Source organism: Frankia nepalensis (genome assembly GCF_016786325.1).
GTDB classification, from domain to species: Bacteria; Actinomycetota; Actinomycetes; order Frankiales; family Frankiaceae; genus Pseudofrankia; species Pseudofrankia nepalensis.
Window position 1 is genome coordinate 1 of sequence record NZ_JADWYU010000077.1, and the last position, 7496, is coordinate 7496.

Annotated in this window: 7 protein-coding genes; 6 read left to right on the forward strand and 1 reads right to left on the reverse strand. The window is 78.3% G+C overall.

From position 1 onward, the window contains the following. Both I6A81_RS44665 and I6A81_RS03250 read left to right on the forward strand, forming a co-directional pair. Positions 1–1365, forward strand: a 1365-nt coding sequence (locus tag I6A81_RS44665) for a DUF58 domain-containing protein (RefSeq protein ID WP_285223052.1), incomplete at its 5' end; no start/stop codon positions are given. Then, the gene (locus I6A81_RS03250) at positions 1362–4244 is read left to right on the forward strand and encodes a transglutaminase domain-containing protein (RefSeq protein WP_203010091.1); all 2883 of its coding nucleotides are present in this window, start codon (positions 1362–1364) and stop codon (positions 4242–4244) included. The genes I6A81_RS44665 and I6A81_RS03250, both read left to right, overlap by 4 nt. A 24-nt stretch (positions 4245–4268) precedes the next feature. Here I6A81_RS03250 and I6A81_RS03255 read toward each other — a convergent pair whose 3' ends face one another. Beyond that, the gene (locus I6A81_RS03255; protein WP_203008125.1) at positions 4269–4985 is read right to left on the reverse strand and encodes an enoyl-CoA hydratase/isomerase family protein; all 717 of its coding nucleotides are present in this window, start codon (positions 4983–4985) and stop codon (positions 4269–4271) included. A gap of 410 nt (positions 4986–5395) precedes the next feature. On the opposite strand from I6A81_RS03255, the gene I6A81_RS44670 reads away from it, so the two are divergent. The 4 genes from I6A81_RS44670 (at position 5396) to I6A81_RS03275 (ending at position 7304) form a co-directional block, all read left to right on the forward strand. Beyond that, positions 5396–5521, forward strand: coding sequence for a hypothetical protein (locus tag I6A81_RS44670; RefSeq protein ID WP_285222594.1), 126 nt, complete (start codon positions 5396–5398; stop codon positions 5519–5521). 24 nt (positions 5522–5545) lie between these two features. Then, positions 5546–5698 (forward strand): hypothetical protein, encoded by a 153-nt coding sequence (locus tag I6A81_RS03265; RefSeq protein ID WP_203008129.1) that lies wholly within the window; start codon positions 5546–5548, stop codon positions 5696–5698. Between the two features lie 237 nt (positions 5699–5935). Beyond that, a complete protein-coding gene (locus I6A81_RS03270; protein WP_203008131.1) occupies positions 5936–6685 on the forward strand; it encodes a PIG-L deacetylase family protein in 750 nt (249 codons plus the stop codon). A gap of 190 nt (positions 6686–6875) precedes the next feature. After that, positions 6876–7304, forward strand: a complete 429-nt coding sequence (locus tag I6A81_RS03275) for a ChaB family protein (RefSeq protein ID WP_238431147.1) — start codon at positions 6876–6878, stop codon at positions 7302–7304. Positions 7305–7496: the final 192 nt, after the last annotated feature.

Consider the following 7496-nt stretch of genomic DNA (forward strand, 5'->3'; position numbering starts at 1 on the left):
GGTGGGCTGGGTGTTTTTTATCTGTGGCGCCGGGGGGGGGGGGCGGCGCGGGCCGGCCCCGGCCGTCGCCGCGCGCCGGCGTCCGCCGGCCCGGCTGGGAGCACCGGCCCGGCTGGGAACGCCGACCTGATCAGAAGCACCGACCTGACCAGAAGCGCCGAGACGGCCAAAGGCGGCGGCACGACCAGAAGCGCCGGCGGCGCCGCGAGCGCGGCCGACGGCGCCCGGCCCGGCCGTCGAGAGGCCGCCGGCGCCGCCGCGACCGGGGGCGACCCGGCCGGCCGCGACGACGAGGACCCGGTCACCCGGACCACGGGGACGATCGTGGTGGACGTGCGCCGGCTCGCCGGCTCGGGCAGCCGGGTCGTCGAGATCGCCCTCGACACCCGGCGACGCGGGGTGATCTCGTTCGGGCCCGTCCTGGTCCGCCGGGCCGACCCGTTCGGGCTGGTCAGCTCGGTGACGCGGCTCGCCTCCGCGGACGCGCTTCGGGTCCGGCCGCGGGCCCGGCCGCTCGGCGCGCCCCCGGCCGCCCCGGCCCGCGACCCGGACGGCCGGACCGCGGACGGGGCCGCCGGCGGGGTGATCTTCCACGGGCTGCGGGAGTACGTCAGCGGCGAGGACCTGCGCTTCGTCCACTGGCCGTCGAGCGCCCGGACCGGGAGGCTGATGGTCCGCGAGCACGTCGAGCCCAGCGAGCCGGCCTCGACGCTCGTCCTCGACACCCGCCCGGACGCCTACCCGCCGGGCGAGGTCGGCGCGGACACCTTCGAGGAGGCGGTCGACGCCGCCGCCTCGATCGCGCTCGGCTGCGCGCGTGAGTCGCTCGGCGTCGTGCTGCTCACCACCGACGGCGTCCGGCGGGCCGGTCGCGGCCGGGCGCCGGAGACCGACGCGCTGCTCGACGACCTGGCCGAGGTCGTGCTCGACCCGGCCGGCACGCTCGAGGTGCTCGGCACGGTACGGCGCGGCGGCATCGGGACGCTGGTCGTCGTCACCGGCGGGTTCGACGCCGGCCAGCTGCGCGCCGTCGCCCCGGTCGTGCACCGGTTCGGCCAGGTGGTGGTCGTCCGGGTCGGAGCGCGCAGCATGGCCGCCGCGCGGGCGCGCTCCCGGCGGACGCGGGCGGACCGCCCCAGGCTGCGCCCGGCCTCGGCGTCCCCCGACGCCGCCACCCTGCTCGGCCGGTTCGACCTGATCGGCCGGCCCAGCGAGATCGGGTCGAGCGTCGCCGGCCGGCTGCGGGTCCTCGACGTTCCGGACGCGGCCCGCCTGCGCGAGGCCTGGCCGACGAGCGGCCGCGGCCGGGCCGCCGGCGTGCGGTCGAACGCGCGTACCGGCTACTTCGGCGGCGGGGCGGCGTGAACGGGTCCGACCGCCCCGACCTGTTGGAGAACCTGCGCCGCCGCGAACGCGGCCACGCCGGGCCGCGCGGGCAGGGCGGCCAGCCGGCCGGGCAGCCAGGTCCGGCCCGGCCGCGGGTGGACGAGCCGACGACGCCGACGGTGCCGATCGCCCAGCTCTCCGAGGCGCGGACCGTCGCGGCGGCGGTGCCGGTCCCGCTGCCGGAGGCGAGCGGGCACGACCGCCCCGGCGCCGCGGCCGAGGCCGCCGCGGCCTCGCGTCGTCGTTCCCGTCCGCGTTCCGGGCCCGGTCCTGGTCCCAGTCCCCGTCCTGGTTCCAGTCCCCGTTCCGGGCCGCGGGCCGCGCCGGCGGCGGCGGCGCGGGCACGGCGGCTGCCCGCGCTCGCGCTGGTCGCCGCGCTCGCGGCTGTCGACTGCTGGGGGTTCGCCCGGCTGTTCGCGCCCGCCGAGCCCTGGCCGGCCATGCTGCTCGCCGCCGTCGCGCCGGTCGTCCTGGTCGCGGCGCTGTCGTGGCGCGCCGGCCGGCCGGCGCCGTTCGCGCTCTCGGCGCTGCTGTGGACGGCCGGGTTCGTCGCGGCGGCCGCGGCGACGGTCGCCGGGGGAGCCGGCGGGGCGGGCGCCCGGCTCGCCGCGGTCCGCGCCGGCGTCGTGGAGGGGCCGACCCGCCTGCTCGACGTCGCCGTGCCGGCGCCGGCCGAACCCGATCTGCTCGTCGTGCCGTTCGCCGTGACCTGGCTCGCCGCCGCCGTCGGCGCCGAGCTCGTCGTGCGCACCAGGACGCGGCTGCTGCCCGCGCTGCCGGCGCTGGCCGGCCTCGTCGTCGCGACGGCCGCCGCTGTTCCGGCCGCCGGTTCGAACCTGGCGCCGGCGGTGGTCCTGACGGCGCTCACCGGGCTGCTCACGCTGGCCCGCCGCCCGCCCGCCGTGGTGGCGCCCCGGCCGGCGCCGCCCGCCGCGTCGGTGGGGGCCGACGGTTCCGAGGCGCCGAAGGCGGCCGAGGCCGCCGGCTCGGCGAGGACGGGCCCGCCGCCGGCTCGGATCACGCTTGGCCCCGACCGGCCCTCCCGGGTGCCCGGCGCGGCGCGGGCGGCGACGGCGCTCGCCGTGGTCGTCGTCGCGGCGGCCCTGGCCGGCGACCGGCTGCCGGCCGCCCTCGGCGGGGGCGGACCGGTGGATCCTCGGGCGTACCGGTCGGTTCCGGCCGGCCAGGTGGACGGCCTGAACCCGCTGTCCGCGCTCGCGGGCTGGAACGCGCATCCCGACGACCCGTTGTTCACGCTGGAGCTGACCGGTGGCCAGGCCGCCGGGCCGGTGCCACTGCGGCTCGCGGCGCTGACCGACTTCGACGGCGTCACCTGGGCGTCGTCCGCCCGCTACACCCGAGCCGGCCTGTCCCTGCCCCGGGGCGGGGAGCAGCCGGCCGCCGACGAGGGCGCCCGGGTCACCCAACGGTTGACGATCGCCGGGCTGACCGGCCAGCTTCTGCCCGCGTTGGACCGCCCGGTCGAGCTCGGCGAGGGTGAGGAGCGGTCCGTGGCCGGCGGGTTCGCCGTCGACGCGGGTGCCGGGCTGCTGCTGCGCACCGCGCCGCTCGCGGCCGGCGACCAGTTCACGATCGTGTCGGCCCCGGCTCCGGCCCGCCCGGTGACCGAGCTCGCGGCGCTGACCAGCGGCTCCGCCGCCGCGGCGGATCTCGCGCTGCCGGCGGGTGTCCCGCCCGTGCTGCGCGCGCTCGCCCACACGGCCGCCGATCAGGGGACCGGGCCCTTCCAGCGAGCGGCGCTGCTGCAGCGCTACCTGGCGTCCAACTTCCAGTTCGACCCGCGACTGGCGCCTGGCCACTCGCTCGCCCACATCGAGCACTTCGTCGCCGACACCCGGCGCGGCACCTCCGAACAGTTCGCGACCACCTTCGTGCTGGCCGCGCGCGTCCTCGGGCTGCCGAGCCGGGTCGTGGTCGGCTTCGCCCCGGAGCAGCCGGCCGGTTCGGCCTCGGTCACGGTCACCGGCCGGGCGGCGCTGGCCTGGGCCGAGGTCTGGTTCGACGGCGCCGGCTGGCTGCCGTTCTTCCCCACCCCGCCCGCCGCGGACGCCGGCGGCGCCGCGCTCGCCGGCGGGGCGCAGGGCGAGCCTGCCGCGCAGACCGCGCTGGTCGACGCGGCCGTCCGCGGCCCGCTGACCGCGCCGGTCACCGCGCCCGTACCGGCGGTGGCCGGCGCCGCTCGGCCGGGCCGCGCCGCCGACGTCCGCGGCCCGCTGGTGACGGTGGCGCTGGTGGTCGGCGGCCTGCTGGCCTGCTACCTGCTCGTGGCCTTCGTCCGCCCGGCGGCCCGGCGGCGCCGGCGGCTGTCGGCCCGCGGCCGCCCGCGTGAGCGGGTGGTGCGCGCGTGGCGGCACGCCCTCGACGCCCTGGCGGGAGTGGGCGCCCCGGTTCCGATCTGGGCGAGCCCGAGCGAGATCGTCCGCCTGGGCGCCGAAGCGGTCGGCGACTCGGACGGCGCCGGCAGGGGCGCCGGAGCGAGCGCGCTGCGCGGGCTCGCGGACCTGGCCACGCTGGCGCTGTTCGGCCCGGACTCCCCGCGCGTCGCGGGCGCCGGCGGCCAGGCGGAACCACGGCCAGCCGCGGGCGGACCGGCCGTGGGTGGACGAGCCGTGGGCGCGCCAGCCGTGGCCGGGGCCGGCACGGCCGGCGGGTCAGGGGGCGCGGTCGCCGACGGCTGGGACGGCCCCGCCGGCCGCCGCGCCGCCGAGGAGGCGCGGCGGCTCGCGCGGGCCGTCGAGCGCGCGGCCTGGCGCTCGGCCCCCCGGCGGCGCCGCCTGGCCGCCCGGCTCGCTCCCCGCGCGGTGCTCACCGGTCACCGCGTCGATGGGGGAAGCTGACCGTGGCCCCGCCGCGGGGGCGGATCAGCCGGTGGGCAGATCGGCCAGCGCCGCGACGTTCTCGGCGAGCAGGGCGGCGACCGCGTCGGCGTACAGCCGTGACTTGATCGTGCCGAGAGCCGGGGAGGCCTTGCCGGCGAGGGGCCGCGCGAGGTCGAGGGCGGCGGCGAGCACCGCGCGCCGCGCGTCGGCCGGGTCGGCGACGCCGGCCGCGGCGACCGCGTCGACGATTCCGGCCGTGAGCGCCTCGGCGCCCCCGTAACGGCGCCCGGTGACCATCGCCGCCGAGGCGGTCCTGACGGGCAGCCTGGCGACGATCAGTCGGGTCATCCCTACGGAGAACGGGAGCCGCAGGTCGGCCTCCGGCAGGCACCAGTAGCCGCGGTCGGCCCGCATCACCTGGTGGTCGTGCGCGAGCGTGAGCATCGCCCCGCCGGCGAACGCGTGGCCCTGCACGGCCGCGACCGTGGCGAACGGCAGCGTCAGCACCCGGGCCAGCAGTGCCTGGACGCCGCCGAGGTAGGCATTCGCCTGATCCGGGTTCGCGAGCAGCCAGTCCAGGTCGAGCCCGTTGGACCAGATCTTCCCGTGCGCCGTGGTGACCAGCGCCTTGGGACCGTCGGCCGCCTCGACCTCGGACAGCAGCGCGTTCACGGCCGCGAGCCACTCCGTCGTGAAGCGGTTCTCGCTGTCGCCGAGATCCAGCACGTACACGTCCTCGTCGCGTTCCAGCTGCGGCATGTCTCGACTCCTCGGTCCGGTGGGCGAGCGGCCGGTCGCCGAGCCGGGCCGGGCTTCGCGGCCGGGCTGGGCAGGGGCCCGTCGGCCAGCGTCGCGATCCCCGGCCCGGCGGTCAACGAGATGGCCGTGGGCGCGGCCGCGCTGGTTCCGCCGGGGTCGGCTGGGTACTCGCTGAACGGGGGACGGACGGACCGGCCGAAGGGTCCGCGGCCGGGACTCGCGGCCACGAACGGCGTGCCGGGCCGCGCGCGAGCGCAAGGACGTCGCGCGAGCCGAAAGGGAGGGGGACGACGATGGCTCCAACTGACGCGAAGGCGGCAAGGGGAACCGGCGGGCGCTCCGCTAAGGGAGCGGCCCGGCCACCGCGAGGCCGGACGGCCGAAGCTGGCGCGGGTGCCACCGATCAGGAGATGACCCGGCAGGTGGCCTGCCAGACCTCCTCGGACCGCGCGGTCGAGACGTTCTTCGAACGGGAACGAGACGGCGCCGTCAACGACGTCGAGGCGGCCAAGGTGCGCGCCGACCAGCTCACCTGACCGCGTCGACGGGTCGGGTGCCAGGTGACGCCGTCGGACATACCGGGCACCGGACATACCAACCCCGGGCAGGCTGACACCGGGCGGCCCGACACCGGGCGGCCCGACACCGGGCGGCGTGACTCCGTGCAGGCCGACACCGTGCAGGCCGACACCATGTGGACCAACATCGTGTAGACCAACATCATGACCTCACGGGATTGGGCGCCCCGCGGCGCCGGAACCGACCCCGCCGGCGCGCCCGCCTCCGCGGGCGGGCACGCCGGCGAGCCCGGCGAGCCCGGCGAGCCCGGCGACGGAACGGTGGCCGGCGGCGAGGCTGGCGGTGGTGGCGCGAATCCAGCCGGTGGGGACACCGCTGGTGGCGGGCCAGGCATCGCCGGAGCCGGGTCAGCCGGCGGGCTGGCCGCGGCGATGATCGCGCGTTCGGGTACGCCGGAGGCCGCCTGGCAGGCATGGCCTGACCTGGGGGCCTGGCCGGAGCTGGACCCGCCCGTGGCGGCGGATGTGCCGGCGGCGCTCGTGGTCGCCCCGCATCCCGACGACGAGGTGCTCGGGGTCGGCGGGCTGATGGCCCTGCTGCGTCGCGCCGGGGTGCCCGTCACGGTGCTCGCCGTCACCGACGGCGACGCCTCGCACCCGGGCTCGCGGACCGTGACACCGGAACGGCTGGTCGGGCTGCGGGCGGAGGAACGGCGCGCGGCGCTCGCCGAACTGGGACTGGCCGACGTCGCGGTGCACCGCCTCGGCGTGCCCGACGGGGTCGCCGCCGCGCACGAGCGCCTGGTCGCCGACGAGATCACGCGGCGGCTCGATGACGGAATGTGGTGCCTGGCGACCTATGCCGAGGATGGCCATCCCGACCATGAGGCGACGGGCCGGGCCGCCGCGGCGGCCGCGGCGCGCACGGGCGCGACCCTGCTGGAGTTCCCGGTGTGGACCTGGCATTGGGCGGTCCCGGGCGATGCCCGGGTTCCCTGGCACCGGGCGAGGCGGGTGCCGCTGCCGGCCGAGCTGGCCGCGGCCAAGCGGCGGGCCGCCAGCCGGTTCGTGACGCAGATCATGCCGTTGTCGCCGGCTCCCGAGGACGTCGCGCCGGTCCCGCCGCCCGTGCTGGCGCGGCTGCTGCGCGCCAGCGAAACCATCTTCTGGCCGGATCGCTGAGCAAACGGGCCTTCGGGCCGCGGATCGAGCAACCGCCGTCACGTGATGGGTGAGGCACGGTTTGCCATGCGCCAGCGGGGAACCCACCGACAACAACGGACCGACCAGGGACGCGGGGCCAGCCGCGATCGCGCGGGACTCCCGCGGGAATCTCCCGGACCCCGACACCCGAGGCCAAGAGGTGATGCAGATGGCGACGAAGACGACGACCGACGAGATGCGGGCCGCGGTGCCATCGACGATCGCGCGTTCCGACGCCAAGGCCGTCCGTACCTGGAAGAAGGCGCACGACTCGGCGGTGAACAGCTATGGCGAGGGCCAGCGCGCGCATCGCGCCGCGTTCGCCGCGCTCAAGCACACCCACGAGAAGGTGGGCGACCACTGGCAGCCGAAGCCCGCGAAGGGCCCGTCCGACGACCAGGCGGCGCAGCGCGCCCCGGCGAGCCTGCGGCGGCCGCGGCCGACCTCCGAAGGCGTGAACGCCAAGGCCTCGCTCACGCACCTGCGCGGGGTGGCCCGGGAACTGGACATCCCGGGTCGTACCCGGATGGCGAAGGACGAGCTGATCGCCGCGATCAGGAAGGCGAACCGGCGCGCCACCGCCGCCGCGCGGAAGTGATCGCGGAAGTGATCGCCGCCACGCGCCGAGTCCCCGCCACGCGCCGGATCACCGCCACAAGGCGAGTCATCGCCACGCGCCGAGTTGCGGGCAGGTTTCACGTTCTCGGCCCGGTGGCCCGGGGCGTGGGCCCTCGATAGTCTCGGTGCAGACCTCTGCCGGCTGGTAGGGGCCGGGGCGGCGCCTCTTGGC